We start from the raw sequence: 15,224 nt of genomic DNA, 5'->3' as shown, positions 1-15,224 counted from the left end.
CCGTATCCCGTTTCGCTCCGCGCCTGCGCATCCTTCTGCTCGTCGTCGGCGCGGCCGTCCCGCCACAAGCCGTCCTGATGCGGTCCGCCCTGTCTCAGCCGGGCGTGGCCGAGGCCAACCTCGACGAGATCTCGGTCACGGCCGAGACCGTCGCTCCGGCCGCGACCGGCCCGGGGCCGGCGGCGAGCGCCGGCTACGTCGGCGGCACCACCGGCGTCGGCGGCACCCTCCGGTCGGTGGATGCCGCGAGCGCCGGGGTGATCTCCGGCGCCGAGATCAACAGCCGCCCGATCACCCGGCCGGGCGAGGTCCTCGAATCCGTGCCCGGCCTGATCGTCACGCAGCATTCGGGGGAGGGGAAGGCCAACCAGTTCTTCCTGCGCGGCTTCAACCTCGACCACGGCACCGACATCGCGATCGACGTGGACGGGATGCCGGTCAACATGCGCACCCACGCCCACGGCCAGGGCTACGCCGACATCAACTTCCTGATCCCCGAGCTCGTCGGCGCGGTGGAGTTCCACAAGGGGCCGTACTTCGTCCGCGACGGCGACTTCGCCTCCGCCGGCTCGGTGCGGATCGACTACCTCGACACCGTCGCGAAGTCCGTCGCACTGACCTCGTTCGGCTCGTTCGGCTACGCGCGTGCGCTGACGATCGCCTCGGCGCCACTCGGCCAGGGCAACCTGCTGGTGGCCGGCGAGGCGCAGGTCTACGACGGCCCGTGGGACGTGCCGGACGCCCTGCGCAAGCTCAACGGCGTCGTGCGCTACAGCCAGGGCACGGCGCTCGACGGGTTCTCCGTCACCGGCATGGCCTATGCCAGCCGCTGGACCGCGACCAACCAGATCGCGTCGCGCGCTGTGTCGGAAGGCCTGATCGGCCGGTTCGGTAGCCTGAACCCCAGCGACGGCGGTGATAGCAGCCGTTTCTCGCTCTCCGGCCGCTGGAGCATGACCGACGACACCGGCGTGACGCGGGCCTCGGCCTACGTGATCCGCCAGCAGCTCAACCTGTTCAACGACTTCACGTATTTCCTCAACGATCCGGTGAACGGCGACCAGTTCCACCAGCTCGACCAGCGCATCCTCGGCGGCGGCGAGGTGAGCCACGTCTTCCAGGGCGACCTCTACGGGCTGCCGATGGAGAACGAGATCGGCTTGCAGACCCGAACCGACTCGATCCGGGTCGGGCTGTTCAACACCACAAACCGGCAGTTCCGCTCCGGCGTCCTCGACGACCGGGTGCTGGAGGCGAGCGGGGCGTTCTTCTACGACAACCGCGTGCGCTGGACCGACTGGCTGCGCACCAGCGTGGGCTTCCGCGCCGACGGCTACTACGCCGACGTGGTCTCCGACACGGCGGCCAACAGCGGCAAGGCGCGGGACGGCGTCGTCAACCCGAAGCTCGGGCTGGTGCTGGGGCCGTGGGCCGACACCGAGCTCTACCTGAACTACGGCGGCGGCTTCCACTCGAACGACGTGCGCGGCGTCACCGCGACGATCGACCCGACGAGTTCGCTGTTCAACACGACGCGCTCGCCCTTCCTGGTGCCCTCGACCGGGTACGAGGTCGGCATCCGCAACCGCTCGATCGCCGGGCTTGAGACGGCGGTCGCGCTGTTCCGCCTCGACTTCGCGTCGGAGAACCTGTTCCAGGGCGACACCGGCACCACGGAGCCGAGCCGCCCGAGCCGCCGCTTCGGCGTCGAGTGGACCAACCGCTACGCGGTGACGCCCTGGCTGAAGCTGGAGGGGGACCTGACCGTCACCAACGCCCGCTTCTCGGACGTCGACCCGGCGGGCAACCGCATCCCCGAGGCGCCGACCACGATCGCGTCGGCCGGATTCACATTCGGCGAGGGCCTCGGCTGGTTCGGGTCGATGCGCCTGCGCTACTTCGGCCCGCGCCCGCTGATCGAGGACAATTCCGTGCGCTCGAAGCCGACGGCGCTCCTCAACGGCCGCGTCGGCTACAACTTCGACAACGGCTTCAGCCTGTCGCTCGACGTGTTGAACCTCACCAACGCCAAGTCCGACCAGATCACCTACTATTACGTCTCGCGCCTGCCCGGCGAAGGGGCGGACGGCGTCGCCGACCGGCACTTCCACCCGGTCGAGCCCACCGCCGTGCGGCTGACGCTGGCGGGGCGATTCTAGGCGACAGGGCCGCCGAAATCGGCGGTGCGCGGCGTCTGCCGCATTGACGGCGCGCCGGGCTGAGCCCTAGGCGTGGAGGCATGCGCATGTGGCGGCCAGATTGGCGGGTCTGCCGCGCGGTCATCGCCGTGACCGCGCTCTATGCGCTTGCCCTGCAGGCGGTGCTGGGCGGGATGACGACCGTCCGGACCTTCGATCCGGCGCACGCGCTCTGCCTGCAGGATGCCGGCGCCGACGGGCGAGGCCCGGAGCACGCCCCGCATCACGCGGACCACCTGGCCTGCTGCACCGCCGCGCAGGCGATGCCGACGGCGGACATGCCGGTTCCGGCCGACGTCGCGGTCGCCTGGTCCGCTCCCCCGGCGGTCGACGCCCCGTGGCGTCCCGTCCTCGCCGCCGCCCCCCGCGCTCCGCCGGGGATCAGCGCCGGCGCACGCGCCCCACCCACCGCCTGACCACACGTCGCCCCGGCGTTCCCGCGCCGGAACGCGGCGGCGCGCCGTGTCGTCGCGCCCGTGTCGCGGCAAGGCTTCGGCTCCGCCCCGACCGATGCGGCGTGCGAGCCCGACGCGTCGCCGTCGCGCTCCGCCCGAACCGGTCCGCCCGGACGCCGCCCCCTTCGAATCCGTTCGGCCGTGCACGGCCGCCATCGACCCATCCCCTTCCCGGAGATATCCCATGTCCACCCTGTCCCGCTTTCTCGCGACCGGTTCCCTCGTCGCCCTCGCGCTGCTCGCGGTCCCCGCCGGCGCCCACGAGTACAAGGCCGGCGCGCTCGCGATCGCCCACCCCTGGACGCGGGCGACGCCGAACGGCGCCAAGGTCGGCGGCGGCTACCTCAGCGTCACCAACACCGGCACCACGCCGGACACGCTGCTCGGCGCCTCGGTGACCGGGGCCGACCACGTCGAGATCCATTCGATGACGATGGACGGCACGGTGATGAAGATGGCCCCGGTCGCGGGCGGCCTGGTCATCGCGCCGGGCGCCACGGTGACGCTCGCGCCGGGCGGCTACCACATGATGTTCGTGGACCTGCAGGCCCCCCTGAAGAAGGGCGAGCGCGTCAAGGGCACGCTGCAGTTCGAGAAGGCGGGGACCGTCCCGGTCGAGTTCGCGGTGGAGGCGATCGGCGCGAAGGCTCCCGAGGGCGGCCACGGGGAGGGCGGCCACGGGGCGGCCGGCCACGACCATGGCCACTGATCCGCCTCCCGTCACGCCGGCCCAGCGCCGGGCGGGCTACGGCATCCTGGCGGTGGTGCTCGTCGGCATCCTCGGCATCGCCGGGGGCGTGGTGGCGAGCCTGCCGCGCGGCCCCGCCAAGCCGGCGATGTCCGTGGTCGGCGGCCCGTTCCGGCTGCAATCGTCCAAGGGCGGGATCCTCGATTCGGCGACGCTCGCCGGCAAGCCCTTCCTGGTGTTCTTCGGGTTCACCCGCTGCCCGAACGTCTGCCCGACGACGCTGGCCGACCTGACCAACCTGATCGACGACCTGCACAAGGCCGGCGGCGACATCGGCGCCTACTACATCACCCTCGATCCCGAGCGCGACGACGTCGCGGTGCTGCGCGACTACATGGGCTCGTTCAGCGATTCGATCACGGGGCTGACCGGAACCCGCGCGGAGATCGACCGGGTGGCGCGGTCCTACCGCGTGTTCTCCAAGAAGGTCCCGCTGCCGGGGGGCGACTACACCCTCGAGCACACGCTGATGGTCTACCTGATGGACCGCGACGGCGCCTTCGTCGGCCCGCTCGACCTCGCGGCCGGGCACGGGCTCGCCCTCCGGCAGATCCAGGCCATCCTGTGAGCGGCCGGGCGAAGCAGGTCGGCGGACCGCGACCGAACATGCGCGACGCCGTCTACAGGGCGGTCTGGCGCTGGCATTTCTACGCCGGCCTGCTCTGCCTGCCGTTCCTGATCCTGCTCTCGGCCACGGGGGCGATCTACCTGTTCAAGGACGAGATCAACGCGACCCTGTTCGCGGCCCGGACCGTCGTCGCGGCCGAGGCCACGGCGCCCCTGAGTCCGGACCGGCTGATCTTCAACGCCCTGGAGACCGCTCCCGACGCCGAGGCCGCGACCTTCACGGAGCCGGCCGACGCGACCGCATCCGCGGTGGTGACGCTCGTCGAGGACGGACGCCGCATCCTGGTCTTTCTGAATCCCTACACCGGCGACGTGCTCGACCGGGTCGCGGCCGACCGGGAACTCATGATGGTCGTGCGGCGGCTGCACAGCCTCGCCTATTTCGGGCCGGTCGCCAACGGCGTCGTCGAGGTGGTGGCGGGCTTCGCCATCATCCTCGTGGCGACCGGAGCCTATCTCTGGTGGCCGCGGGGCCGAGGCGGCGGGGTGGTCACGATCCGCGCAGGGCCGGCGCAAAGGGTCTGGTGGCGCGACCTTCACGCCGTCACCGGGCTGGTGGCCGGCGCCGGCCTCGTCTTCCTGGCCGCGACCGGCCTGCCGTGGTCGATCGTCTGGGGCGCCCAGCTCAGGACCTGGTCGAACGCGGCAGGCCTCGGCCAGCCGCGGGCGCTCTGGGCCGACAAGGCGGTCTCCGCCGTCCCGATGGGCGAGCGGGTGAGCGCCGCCGGATGGACGATGCAGGACGCGCCGGTTCCGCTCTCGCGGCCACAGGACCCCTTGGTGGCGATCGGGATCGACCGGGCGGTGGCGATCCTGCACGGGCTCGGCATGCCGGCGGGCTTCGAGGTCGCGCTGCCGGCCGGCGGCACGGACGTCTACGCCGCGGCCGCCTATCCGCGCGCCGTGAGCCGCCAGCGCCTGATCTCCCTCGACCAGTACACCGGAAGACCCCTCGTCGATGTGCGGTTCTCCGACATCGGCGGGGTGGGGCGGGCGATCCAGTACGGGATCGGCCTCCACAAGGGCGATCTCTGGGGCCGCGCCAACCAGCTCGCGATGCTGGCCTTCTGCCTCGCGACGATCCTGCTCTCGATCACCGCCGCGGCGATGTGGTGGAAGCGGCGTCCCGCGGGCCGGCTCGGCGTGCCGCCCTGGCCCCGCGACCGCCGGATCGCCGCCGGGGTCACCGGGCTGGTGCTCGGCCTCGGCCTGCTCTTCCCGCTCACCGGTCTCGTCATCCTGGCGATGCTCGGCCTCGACCTCGGCATCCAGACCCTGCGCCCGCGCAGGGCCGCGTGAGGAGGGCACCGGCCATGAAGCCCTCGAGCGCCCTGCACGCCCGCCCGACCTGGCGCGAGACCGTGGGCACCGCGCTGATCCTTCTGGCGATCTGGGCGCAGTCGATCGTGCCGCTCGCCGCCCTGCGGATCGCGGCCGAGCCTGCGTCGCCGGGCCTGTCGGCGATCTGCGGCCACGCCCTCGACGCCCCCGCCGCCGAGGAGCCGGCGCTGCCCACGCCCGGCTGCGACGCCTGCCCGCTCTGCGCCGCGGGGCTTGCCGCGCCGGCCGTCCCCGCGCCGCAGCCGGCAGCGCGGATCCTGCGTTGGTCGCCCGTCGCCTGGCCGACCCCGCCGCCGGCCCGGACCGCACATCGCCCGCCGCTCGCCGGCCGGCCGAGGGCACCGCCGACCCCGCTCTGATCGAACCTTGGACCTCTTCCGGCGGGCCGCTCCCGCCTGCCTCCCGATCAGACGAGCCCAGCCGATGTCCCTTCCGTCAAAACTCCGGCTGCGCGCCGGAATCCTGCTCCTGTCCGCCTGTCCCGTTCCCCTCGCCGCCGCGCCCACCGAAGAGAGCGTGACGCTGTCCGAACTTTCCGTCGTGGGCGAGCGCGACGGCCCGGCGGCGGCCGTCCCCTTCGGCGTCGCCGCGCCGCAGGGCTCGGCGCCCAGCGTCATCGAGCATCCGGTCGGGCAGGTCGTGACCGAGATCGGGCGGCGGGACACCATCGAGAACCGGCCGGCGACGAGCATCGGCGCGGTGCTCGCCAACAGCCCCGGGGTCACCGTGCGCCAGGGCAACGGCGGGCGCGACGTGATCATCTCGATCCGCGGCAACAACGCCCGCTCCACCGGCGTGATCAAGAACACGGTCGTGCTGGAGGACGGGTTCGTCCTGACCCAACCCGACGGCGCCTCGCGCTTCGACATCGCCGACCCGCGGGCCTATTCCCGCATCGACGTGTTCCGCGGGCCGCAATCGGCACTGTTCGGCAACTACGCGACCGGCGGCGCGATCGCCTTCCGCACCCGCACCGGCCGCGAGATCGACGGGTACGAGGTCGGCACCGATGCCGGCAGCTTCGGCTACCTCAGCAACTATTTTACGGTCGGCGGCGCCAGCGGCCCGTTCGAGATCAGCCTGTTCGCCAGCGACGTGCGCGCCAACGGCTACCAGGACCATGCGTCCTACGACACGCAGACCATCGACCTGCTCGCGAGCTACACCCCGACGCCGGACAACCGCTTCACCCTGAAGGTGATCAACAACGACCTGCAGGCGGACCTCGCCGCCCGGTCCTCGCTCAACGACTTCCGGACCAACCCGTACCAGCGCGGCTGCGCGGCGGCCGCGACCGCCGCCGCCGGCTGCACCTTGACGAACCTCATGGTGAACGGCGCCTTCGGCCGGACGGTGGGCGTGACCGCCGACGAGGCCGGGTTCGGGCGCAAGGACCGGCGCACGATCGTGGCGGCGCGCTACGAGCACGACATCGACGCGCAGACGACGTGGCGCACGCAACTCGGCTTCGACGAGCGCAACTTCAACCAGCCGTTCTACGCGACGTCCTCGCGGGGCTCGTACCCGTCCTGGAACTTCCTCACCGACGTGACCCGGCGCTACGACCTGTTCGGCCTCCCGGCGGTCGGCTACGTGGCGCTGGCCTACAACACGATCGACAACCACATCTCGACCTACAACCGCGCGCCCTATGGCGGCCCGCGGCTGGGCGCGCTGATCGGCGAGCAGGAGGCGGTGCAGTCGAACCTCGGCGGCCGCGCCCGCACCGAGGTCGCGCTGTCCGACCGGTGGACGGGGGTCGTCGGCATCAGCGCCGAGGGCACGGCGATCACCGGGCGCAATCTCGCCTACGCCTACAATGCGACGGGCGCGACCACGACGATCGCGGACGTGAACCGCACCTTCCTCAACGTCGCCCCGGAGCTGGCGCTGGTCTACCGCCCGGGCACGGAGTGGGCGTTCCGCGGCCGCGTCGCCACCGGGTACACCACGCCGGCGGCGAGCAACCTGTTCGTGACCGCGGCGGGCCTGCCCGGCAACAACACCGGGCTGCAGACCCAGGAGAACCTCGGCTTCGACCTCGGCGCCGAGTGGACGCCGACCGAAAACCTGCGCCTCAGCGTCACCGGCTTCTACGAGTTCTTCCGCAACGAGCTCGTCTCGCAATCGCCCGGCGCCGGCCTGCAGAGCTACACCTTCAACGCCCCGGCATCCGAGCATCGCGGCATCGAGGTCGGGATCGATTGGGCCTTCGCGCCGGGCTGGCGCGGGGTGGCCGCCTACACCTTCGACGACCAGATCTACACCCGCTACGTCGAGCAGCTCAGCGCCGGCACGCTGACCCGACGCCTCGACCGCGCCGGAAACCGCATCCCCGGCGTGCCGGCCAACCAGCTGCTGGCCCGGATCGGCTACGACGTCCCGGCCGGGCCGCTCGCCGGGCTCGGCGCCTTCGTCGAGACCGTGTTCCAGGACGACTTCTACCTCGACAACGCCAACCAGCTGAAGGCGCCGGGCTACGCCGTCGTCAACGCCAACGTCCACTACGCGACGGAGCTGGTGGGCGGCTACGCCAAGCGCCTCACGGTCTACGCCGAGGTGCGCAACGTGTTCGACACGGTCTACGCGGCCTCCGCCCAGAACCTCGCCAACTCGATCAGCGCGACGACCGGCGTGCAGAACGGCGCCGCCGCGCTCGCCGCCGTCACCGGCTCGATCTACGCCGGCGCCCCGCGCAACGTGGTGGCGGGGATGAAGCTGGCGTTCTGAACCCTCAGATCACGGCCTCGATCAGCCCGAGGCGGCGGGCCTCCTCGGCCTCGATGTACCAGTTGTACGGGGCGCGCTCGATCACCGCGTCGAGGGTCACCTGCGAGCCCTCGACGAGGTTGGCGAAGCCCTCGTTCTGGATCGCGATCGAGCATTCGATCTCGTGGAGCGTCGCCTTCACCGTGGCGATGCAGGTGGTGAGCGGGCCGTTGATCTGAAGCTCCTTGGCGAGCTTGCGCTCGTGGATCATCAGCCGCGTGCCGGGGGTGAGATAGCGGTTCTTCCGGGTGAAGAAGCTCATGAAGGTGGTGCCGGCGGAGTAGATCGCCGCCTTGCCGAGGAAGGCGTAGCGGCATTGCGGGTTCATCGCGCTCTTGAAGCGGATGTCCTCGCCCATCATCCGCGCCACCTCCGGGTCGCCGCCGAGCGTGGTCAGCTCGACCACGACGAGCCCGTCGCACGGCGCCTGGCCGATCTGGCGCCGGAAGTCCTTGTACATGTCGTAATCCACCGTGCCGGCGAGCAGGACGGTCGGGGCCGCGAAGTCGGCGGCCTTCAGGGGCGTCGTGTCCAAGGTCGTATCTCGGGTCTGATCCATGGGGAGCTGTGGCCTTGCGATGCCGGCGACGCCGCGATGCGCGCCGGCTCTACGGCCTGCACAACCCGCGCCGGACGGGTTCGTTCAGGAAAAAATCCGCATCCGGGAACCCGTCAGCGCGACAGGCCGTCGTCGGGCGCGCGCAGGCGGTAGCCGACGCCGGTCTCGGTGAGCAGCAGGCGCGGGCGCTCGGGGTCGGCCTCCAGCTTCTGCCGGAGCTGGCGCATGTAGACCCGCAGGTATTGCGGGTCGGACGAGGCCGAGACCGCGCCCATCAGCTGGGCGTGGGTCAGCACCTTGCCGGCATGCTGCACCAGCACGCGCAGGAAGTCGTATTCGCGCGGCGTCAGCTTCACCTCGCGTTCCTCCACCCGGACGATGCGGCGCACGAGGTCGACGCTCAGAGGGCCGACCCGGAACAGCGGGCGCTGCCCTTCCGTCGCGAGCTGGTGGCGGAGCGCCGTGCGGATGCGGGCGAGCAATTCGCCCATGCCGAAGGGCTTGGTGACGTAGTCGTCGGCCCCGAGGTCGAGCGCCTCGACCTTCCCGGTCTCGTCGTCGCGGCTCGACAGCACCACCACCGGCAGGGCCGGATGCGCCTTGCGGATCTCGGCGAGCAGGTCGTGCCCGCGCATGTCGGGCAGCCCGAGGTCGAGGATCACGAGGTCCACGGTCTCGTGGCCCGACGCCTTGCGGCGCAAGGTCTCGAGGGCGGTACGGCCGTCCGGCGCCTCGAGCACGGCGTAGCCCTGCGTCCCGAGCCCGGTGCGCAGCAGCCGCCGGATCGGCGGCTCGTCGTCGACGACGAGGACGTGCAGGGTCATGCGGCCCGCTCCGACGCGGTCCGGGCCGGCTCGGCGGGGACCGGCAGGGCGATGGTGAAGGCCGCGCCCGCGCGGTCGCGGCGGTTGGCGCCTGTCACGGTGCCGCCCATCGCCTCGATGAAGCCGCGCGAGATCGGCAGGCCGAGGCCGGTCCCGGCCCGCACGCTGTCGGCCTTGGCGACGCGGTAGAACGTGTCGAACACCCGCTCCCGGTCGGCCTCGGGCAGGCCGTCGCCCTCGTCGAGGACCTCGATCAGCACCCGCATCCCCTCCCGTCGCCCGAGCAGGCGGATCGTCGAGCCCTCGGGCGCGTACTTGCCGGCGTTGTCGAGGAGGTTGACCAGCACCTGCTCGAACAGCACCGGGTCGAGCCGCAAGGGCGGCAGGTCCTTGGCGATCTCCACCGCCACGCGGTGGGCGGCCAGGATCTTGTCCATGCGCCGCAGCGCCGTGTCGGCGACCTCCGCGACGTCGTGGAGGGCGACGTTGGGCACCACCGCGCCGGCCTCCAGGCGGGTCATGTCGAGGAGGTTGGCGATGAAGCGGTTGAGGCGCTCGGATTCGGCGATGACGGTCGCCAGCAGGTCGGCCTTCTCCGTGCCGTCGAGGGCGTCGTCGAGGTCGCGCAGCGTCGTGGCCGCCCCGAGCACGGCGGCCAGCGGCGTGCGCAGGTCGTGCGAGATCGAGGTGAGCAGGGCCTGGCGCAGGCGGTCGGTCTCGGCCGCGCGCTCGGCCCGGTCGAGGTCCTCGACGAGGCGGACGCGCTCGATGGCGAGCGCGCCCTGGTCGGAGAGCGCGTCCACGAGGCGCCGGCTCTCCGGCGAGAGGATCGGCCCGGGCCGGTCGGCATCGAGGCCGATCACGCCGAGCGTGCCGCGGCCGGTCCGCATCGGCAGGAACAGGCGCTTGGCGCCGGGCAGGGTGTCGGCGCCGCGGCCGGCCGCGCGGTCGTTGTCGAAGGCCCAGGTCGCGGCGGCGAGGTCGGCGGCGTCGAGGGTGTCCTCGGGCGGGTAGCCGGCCCGCACCGCGATCGCGCCGTCCTCGGGCAGGAGCAGCACGACGCGGACCTCGAGGCTGGCGGCGACCTGGTAGGCGGTGGCCCACAGCACGTCGTCGAGCGTGCCGCAGCCGGCGAGCTTGCGGCTGAAGCCGTAGAGCCGCTCGCTCGCGACCGCCCGCGCCCGGGACACTAGCGCCTCCTCGCGGGTGCGCGCGGCAAGGTTCGAGACCAGCACCGCGACCAGCGTGAACAGGCAGAAGGCGGCGACGTTGGTCGGGTCGGCGATGGTGAAGGTGTAGAGCGGCGGCAGGAAGAAGAAGTTGTAGGCGAGCGACGCGGCCACCACGGCGGCGAGCGAGGGCCAGAGCCCGAAGCTCACCGCGACGGCGACCACCGCGGTGAGCAGGACGAGGTCGGCGTTCTCGACCCCCAGCGTCGGCTGCAAGGCGAGCGCGATCCCGAGGGCGACGGCGACGGCGCCGAGCGCGACCGCGTAGGGCCAGGCCGAGCGGGCGGGCTCCGGGGCGGCCGTGCGCAGGGGCTTCGGCGGGTCCGCGTCCTGCGTCTCCCTCTGCGCCTCGCCCGCGACGACGTGGACGCTGATCGTGCCCGAGCCGCGCACGAGGTCGCGTACCACCGAGCCGTTCAGGATCTCGAAGAGCCGCGAGCGCTCGGACTTGCCGACCACGACGTGGTTGGCGTTGGTGCTTCGCGCATAGGCCAGGATGTCGTCGGCGATCCGCCGCGAGCCCGGCACGGTCGCGGCCTCGCCGCCGAGGCGGTCGGCCAGCCGCAGGGTGTCGGCGATGCGGTCGCGCGCGGCCTCCGACAGCGCCTGCGCCCGCGGCCCCTCGACGGAAAGCGCGGTCCAGGGCGCGTGCAGCCGGTCGGCCAGGCGCTTGGCGTAGCGCACCAGGCCGGCCGCCCGCGGATCCTCGCTGACGCAGACCAGCACCCGCTCGCCCGCCCCCCAGGGGCCGGGGATGGCGTGGGCGCGCATGTGGCTCAGCAGCTCGTCGTCGACCCGGTCGGCGGTGCGGCGCAAGGCCAGCTCGCGCAGAGCGGTCAGGTTTCCGCGGGAGAAGTAGTGCTTGAGGGCACGGGTGGCGTTGCGGGGCCGGTAGACCTTGCCGTCCTCCAGCCGCCGGATCAGGTCGTCGGGGTTGAGGTCGATCACCTCGATGTCGTCGGCCCGGTCGAGGATGCCGTCGGGCACGGTCTCGCGCACGCGGATGCGGGTGATCTGCGCGACGACGTCATTCAGGCTCTCGACGTGCTGGATGTTGAGGGTGGTGTCGACGTCGATGCCGGCGTCGAGCAGTTCCTCGACGTCCTGGTAGCGCTTCGGGTGGCGCGAGCCCGGCGCGTTGGTGTGGGCGAGCTCGTCGACGAGGGCCAGGGTGGGCTTGCGCGCGAGCAGCGCGTCGAGGTCCATCTCGTCGAGGCGGATGCCCTTGTAGGCGACCGCGCGGCGCGGAACGATCTCGAGCCCGGAAAGCAGGCTCTCCGTCTCCGCACGGCCGTGGGTCTCGACCACGCCGACCACCACGTCGAGGCCGGCGCGGGCCTTGGCCTGGGCGGTCGTCAGCATCTCGAAGGTCTTGCCGACGCCGGGCGCGGCGCCGAGAAAGATCTTGAGCCGCCCACGCGACTGGTCCGCCCGGCGCGCGGCGTTGAGCAGCGCGTCGGGGGAGGGGCGGTCGGGGGCTCGGCTCGGCTCGGTCATCGAGCGCGCATCCTACGCGGAATACGGGGCGACCGGGGCTATTTCGCCATCTCGTCCAGGGCGAGGTTGAGGGCCAGCACGTTCACCCGCGGCTCGCCGAGGAGGCCGAGCCAGCGGCCGCGGACCTGCCCCGCGACGAGGTCGCGGAGGGAGGGCTCGGGGAGCGACCGCGCGGCCGCCACGCGCTTCACCTGGAACAGGGCGGCTTCGGGCGAGATGTCGGGGTCCAGCCCCGACGCGCTCGTGGTCACGAGGTCCACCGGCACCGGCACGCCCGGGTTCTCGGCCTTCAGCCGGGCGAGGTCGGCGCCGACCCGCTCGGCGAGCGCGGCGCTGGTCGGGCCGAGGTTGGAGCCCGACGAGTTCGCGGCGTTGTAGGGCGCCGGCACGGTCTTGGCCGCATCCGCCGGGTCGGCGGCGACGGTGGCCGAGGGCCGGCCCTGGAAGTAGCGCGCGCTGGTGAAGTTTTGGCCGACCAGGCTCGACCCGACGGGTCGGCCGTCGCGCAGGACGATCGAGCCGGCGGCCTGGCTCGGGAAGGCGAGGCCGGCGAGCCCGGTCATGGCGAGGGGGTAGGCGAGCCCGGTGAGCGCGGTCAACGCGATCAGCAGGACGAGTGCGGGGCGGAGCTGGGTCAGCATGGCGGGGTCTCGGGACGCGAAGGGAAAGATCAGGCGAGGTGGAGCGCGGTGACGGCGAGGTCGATCGCCTTGATGCCGGCGAAGGGCACCAGGATTCCGCCCAAGCCGTAGATCAGGAGATTCTGGCGCAGCAGTGCCCCGGCCCCGACCGCCCGGTAGGCGACGCCGCGCAAGGCCAGCGGGATCAGCGCGACGATGATCAGCGCGTTGAAGATGATCGCCGACAGGATCGCGCTCTGGGGCGAGGCGAGCCCCATCACGTTCAGCGCCTGGAGCTGCGGGTAGAGCCCGAGGAACATCGCCGGGATGATGGCAAAGTATTTCGCCACGTCGTTGGCGATCGAGAAGGTGGTCAGCGCGCCCCGCGTCATCAGCAGCTGCTTGCCGATGCCGACGATCTCGATGAGCTTGGTCGGGTCGGAATCGAGGTCGACCATGTTGCCGGCCTCGCGGGCCGCCACCGTGCCGGTGTTCATCGCGACGCCGACGTCGGCCTGCGCCAAAGCCGGGGCGTCGTTGGTGCCGTCGCCGCACATGGCGACGAGCTTGCCCTCCGCCTGCTCCTTGCGGATCAGCGCCAGCTTGTCCTCCGGCGTCGCCTGGGCGAGGAAGTCGTCGACGCCGGCCTCGGCCGCGATCGCGGCGGCGGTGACGGGGTTGTCGCCGGTGATCATCACCGTGCGGATGCCCATGCGGCGCAGTTCCGCGAAGCGCTCGCGGATGCCGCCCTTCACGATGTCCTTCAGCGTCACCACGCCCAGCAGCCGCCCGTCGCGGGAGACGGCGAGCGGCGTGCCGCCGGCCCGGGCGACCTCGTCGGCGATGGCGCGGACCTCCTCGACGCCCTCCGTCGAGGCGGTCCGCGCGTAGGCGAGCGCCGCGCTCGAGCCCCGCGTCGCGACCGGGCCGCCGCCCGCCGCCGCGACGATCGCCTCGACGGCGCCCTTTCGGATCTGCGCGCCGGCGAGGTCGACGCCGCTCATCCGGGTCTGGGCGGTGAAGGGCACGAAGGTGGCGTCGAGGTGCCCCATGTCGCGCGCGCCGATGCCGTAGCCCTCCTTGGCCAGCACCACGATCGAACGCCCCTCCGGGGTCTCGTCGGCGAGCGAGGCGAGTTGCGCCGCGTCGGCCAGCTCCTGCTCGGTGACGCCGCGGACGGGGCGGAACGCGGTGGCCTGCCGGTTGCCCAGCGTGATCGTGCCGGTCTTGTCCAGCAGCAGCGTGTCGACGTCGCCGGCCGCCTCCACCGCGCGGCCCGACATCGCGAGCACGTTGAAGCGCACCAGCCGGTCCATGCCGGCGATGCCGATGGCCGACAGGAGCGCGCCGATGGTCGTCGGGATCAGCGTGACGAACAGGGCGACCAGCACGATCAGCGGGATGGCGCCGCCGGCGTAGGACGCGAAGCTCGGGATCGAGGCGACGGCGAAGACGAAGATCAGGGTCAGCCCGGCGAGCAGGATGTTGAGCGCGATCTCGTTCGGGGTCTTCTGACGCGAGGCGCCCTCGACGAGGGCGATCATCCGATCGACGAAGGTCGAGCCGGCAGCCGCCGTGATCCGCACCCGGATCGCGTCGGAGAGCACCTGCGTGCCGCCGGTCACCGCCGAGCGGTCGCCGCCGGATTCGCGGATCACGGGGGCGGATTCGCCGGTGATCGCCGCCTCGTTGACCGAGGCGATGCCGAGGATGACCTCGCCGTCCGACGGGATGATGTCGCCGGCCTCGACCAGCACCACGTCGCCGACCTTCAGGCCGTTGCCGGGCACGGTCTCGTAGGCGTCGCCTCGGCCGGTCAGGCGCTTGGCCAGGGTCTCGGTCCGGGTGCGGCGCAGGGATTCCGCCTGCGCCTTGCCGCGCCCCTCGGCGACGGCCTCGGCGAAGTTGGCGAACAGCACCGTGAACCACAGCCACAGGATGATCTGCCCGGAGAAGGCGAGGTCCGCCGCCCCGGTCGCGGCGTCGCGCACGAACAGGATCGTGGTGAGCAGGGCGACGACCTCGACGACGAACATCACCGGGTTGCGCACCATCAGGCGCGGATCGAGCTTCCTCACGGCACCGACGAGGGCCGGGCCGACGAGGGCCGCGCTGAACAGGGTCTGGGAGGGGCGGGACATGGGGTTCGTCCGGATCGGGGGAGGGCCGGCGGGCTTTAGTGGCCCAGCGCGCGGCCGAGGAGGGCGGCGCCGGCCATGAGGCCGAGGGCGCCGAGGAGGGTGAGGCTCAGCATCGCCAGGATCAGGTCGGAGACGCGGACCGGGGGGCGGCGCCCGGCGACGGCCGGGCGCGGGCGCTGCGCGCCCCGCCTGCGTCGCGGCGAGGGTCGAGCGACG

The 15,224-nt window shown here is 72.3% G+C and carries 12 protein-coding genes; 7 read left to right on the top strand and 5 right to left on the bottom strand.

Annotated elements, in window-relative coordinates; genetic code table 11:
* The first annotated feature begins 77 nt into the window (after positions 1-77).
* The 7 genes from MFF13_RS10085 to MFF13_RS10055 all read left to right on the top strand — a co-directional run bounded on the left by MFF13_RS10085 (position 78) and on the right by MFF13_RS10055 (position 8,099).
* On the top strand, positions 78-2,159 hold the full coding sequence (locus tag MFF13_RS10085; RefSeq protein WP_147754555.1) for a TonB-dependent receptor: 2,082 nt from the start codon (positions 78-80) through the stop codon (positions 2,157-2,159).
* 86 nt (positions 2,160-2,245) lie between these two features.
* Entirely contained in the window at positions 2,246-2,614 is a 369-nt protein-coding gene (locus tag MFF13_RS10080; protein ID WP_306422421.1) for a hypothetical protein, read from the top strand.
* 223 nt (positions 2,615-2,837) lie between these two features.
* Complete coding sequence (locus tag MFF13_RS10075) at positions 2,838-3,362, top strand: copper chaperone PCu(A)C (protein WP_147754718.1); 525 nt, start codon at positions 2,838-2,840, stop codon at positions 3,360-3,362.
* Complete coding sequence (locus MFF13_RS10070; RefSeq protein ID WP_147754717.1) at positions 3,352-3,969, top strand: SCO family protein; 618 nt, start codon at positions 3,352-3,354, stop codon at positions 3,967-3,969. Before MFF13_RS10075 ends, MFF13_RS10070 begins: the two co-directional genes overlap by 11 nt.
* Positions 3,970-4,007: 38 nt before the next feature.
* Positions 4,008-5,327, top strand: a complete 1,320-nt coding sequence (locus tag MFF13_RS10065) for a PepSY-associated TM helix domain-containing protein (RefSeq protein ID WP_147754716.1) — start codon at positions 4,008-4,010, stop codon at positions 5,325-5,327.
* Between the two features lie 14 nt (positions 5,328-5,341).
* Positions 5,342-5,728 (top strand): hypothetical protein, encoded by a 387-nt coding sequence (locus MFF13_RS10060; protein WP_147764960.1) that lies wholly within the window; start codon positions 5,342-5,344, stop codon positions 5,726-5,728.
* A 64-nt stretch (positions 5,729-5,792) separates the two neighbouring features.
* Entirely contained in the window at positions 5,793-8,099 is a 2,307-nt protein-coding gene (locus MFF13_RS10055) for a TonB-dependent receptor family protein (protein WP_147754245.1), read from the top strand.
* Positions 8,100-8,103: 4 nt separating this feature from the next.
* On the opposite strand, the gene MFF13_RS10050 is transcribed toward MFF13_RS10055, so the two are convergent.
* The 5 genes from MFF13_RS10050 to kdpB form a co-directional block, all read right to left on the bottom strand.
* Positions 8,104-8,673 carry a peptidase S14 gene (locus tag MFF13_RS10050; RefSeq protein WP_147754246.1) on the bottom strand — a complete coding sequence of 190 codons (570 nt, stop codon included), beginning with the start codon at positions 8,671-8,673 and terminating at the stop codon, positions 8,104-8,106.
* 137 nt (positions 8,674-8,810) lie between these two features.
* On the bottom strand, positions 8,811-9,521 hold the full coding sequence (locus MFF13_RS10045) for a response regulator (protein WP_147754247.1): 711 nt from the start codon (positions 9,519-9,521) through the stop codon (positions 8,811-8,813).
* The gene (locus MFF13_RS10040; RefSeq protein WP_238272104.1) at positions 9,518-12,247 is read right to left on the bottom strand and encodes a DUF4118 domain-containing protein; all 2,730 of its coding nucleotides are present in this window, start codon (positions 12,245-12,247) and stop codon (positions 9,518-9,520) included. The genes MFF13_RS10045 and MFF13_RS10040 overlap by 4 nt, the downstream gene beginning before the upstream one ends.
* Before the next feature lie 38 nt (positions 12,248-12,285).
* Positions 12,286-12,888 (bottom strand): K(+)-transporting ATPase subunit C, encoded by a 603-nt coding sequence (locus MFF13_RS10035; protein WP_147754249.1) that lies wholly within the window; start codon positions 12,886-12,888, stop codon positions 12,286-12,288.
* 29 nt (positions 12,889-12,917) lie between these two features.
* Positions 12,918-15,008 (bottom strand): potassium-transporting ATPase subunit KdpB, encoded by a 2,091-nt coding sequence (gene kdpB / locus MFF13_RS10030; RefSeq protein WP_147829665.1) that lies wholly within the window; start codon positions 15,006-15,008, stop codon positions 12,918-12,920.
* Between the last annotated feature and the right edge of the window lie 216 nt (positions 15,009-15,224).

Source organism: Methylobacterium cerastii, from assembly GCF_022179125.1.
Classification (GTDB): Bacteria; Pseudomonadota; Alphaproteobacteria; order Rhizobiales; family Beijerinckiaceae; genus Methylobacterium; species Methylobacterium cerastii.
The sequence above is the reverse complement of the archived record's forward strand: the minus strand, read 5'-3'. Positions and strand labels throughout refer to the sequence as shown.